General features: G+C 41.7%; 3 protein-coding genes. 2 read left to right on the forward strand and 1 reads right to left on the reverse strand.

Going from position 1 to position 1450, the window contains the following annotated elements; all coding sequences use genetic code 11:
• The first annotated feature begins 364 nt into the window (after positions 1 to 364).
• Both M4I42_RS16815 and M4I42_RS16820 read left to right on the forward strand, forming a co-directional pair.
• Positions 365 to 919, forward strand: coding sequence for a helix-turn-helix domain-containing protein (locus M4I42_RS16815; protein ID WP_268853181.1), 555 nt, complete (start codon positions 365 to 367; stop codon positions 917 to 919).
• Positions 906 to 1040 carry a hypothetical protein gene (locus M4I42_RS16820; protein ID WP_268853182.1) on the forward strand — a complete coding sequence of 45 codons (135 nt, stop codon included), beginning with the start codon at positions 906 to 908 and terminating at the stop codon, positions 1038 to 1040. Before M4I42_RS16815 ends, M4I42_RS16820 begins: the two co-directional genes overlap by 14 nt.
• Before the next feature lie 50 nt (positions 1041 to 1090).
• On the opposite strand, the gene M4I42_RS16825 is transcribed toward M4I42_RS16820, so the two are convergent.
• Positions 1091 to 1294 (reverse strand): hypothetical protein, encoded by a 204-nt coding sequence (locus M4I42_RS16825; RefSeq protein ID WP_268853183.1) that lies wholly within the window; start codon positions 1292 to 1294, stop codon positions 1091 to 1093.
• Between the last annotated feature and the right edge of the window lie 156 nt (positions 1295 to 1450).

The following is a 1450-nucleotide window of genomic DNA, read 5'->3' on the forward strand; positions in this document are numbered from 1 at the left end:
TTCTGTTCAAACATATTTAATCTTATCTTTGTATCTTCAAAACTCAAAAACTTCTCCACTGTATTTTCGGAAATTGATTTCTGCAAAATTGACATTACCCCCCTCTTTATCATGATCACCAATTATTATACTATAATTCCATATAAAGGTGCAAAATAGTTTGGTATCTTAATTTTTACCTAATTTTGATAATCGTTACATAAATGAATTGCCTCCTCCTTTGATACATAGGGGGAGGGCGATTAAACATGCTTTAACTGTTTATCTATATACATGCACTTTAAAGTAATGACTTCTGTATGAACACCCTTTTCCATGGTTATACTGCTCCTACATACCCATGTATAAAAGGAGCGGAAATAACATGAAACGTCTTAAAATTACAAATGATCACGGCTGGACACCTCGAACACTTCGGAAACAAGAACGGAAAATCAAAGATGCTTCTCTTCGTGCTCGGGTCACCTCCGTTCGCCTCGTCATGGAAGGGTATCTCGGAAAAGATGTCGCAAAAATGGTCCATCTATGCCGTCAATCGGTTGCTCTCTACGTCGCACGGTTTAATGAAGGAGGGCTCGATTGTTTACTTGATCGGCGCTTGCCACCTGGTCGCGTGCCATTTCTTACGAAAGAACAACAACAAGAAATCAGACAACTCGTGTTAACCACCACCCCTGTGGAGGTCGGCTTTGGCATTACTTCGTCATGGAACACACGCCTGTTGCAATCTTACATCCAACATACCTATGGCGTTTCGATGTCACGTGAAGGCATTCGTAAGTTATTGCATCGTCTTTGCTTGTCATGGACACGCCCGACGTATACGCTCGTCAAAGGCGATCCAGTGCTTCAAGCTGCTTTTGAAAAAGAACTCGAGTTTATAAAAAAAACTAATCACGGAGGAAATGGTTCTGCTTGATGTCGATGAGACGCATGTTCGCGCGTATCAAGCGCTTCGTATGACATGGGTAGGAGTAGGCAATCAAAAACAAGTGCCAAGCTACGGTCACCACGCCCATGTTTCCATTTGTTTGCTATGACCGCTACATAATGTTAGAGAGCTCCGTATTTTGATGGAAAACGCCCTATGTTAATCATCCCAAAAAAACTCATACGTCGCCACCATTTTCCGAAACGATCCTTCGTCTTTTATTGGAAGCAACGGTTTTTCGGTGTACGTATGGTAACATTCTTGATGGATGACCGTGTTGATCATATCGAGGACGACTTTGTCTTGGCGTTTGAATTTTCTCGCACAAATTGGACAGCGTAGTCTTTCATAAATCGAAGGCATGAACGCTTCATCCCCTTTTCATTGCAAATATATTCTCAAAAAACTTTCGCCCAGAAAGGAGTCTTCAACGTTTCCCTTCACCTCTCCTCTCAAAATACACATGCAACCGATATTCACAAATCTCCTGCGTCCATTCGTATAAAATGTGTTCGTCCC

The organism is Anoxybacillus sp. J5B_2022 (assembly GCF_026847645.1).
GTDB lineage: Bacteria > Bacillota > Bacilli > Bacillales > Anoxybacillaceae > Anoxybacteroides.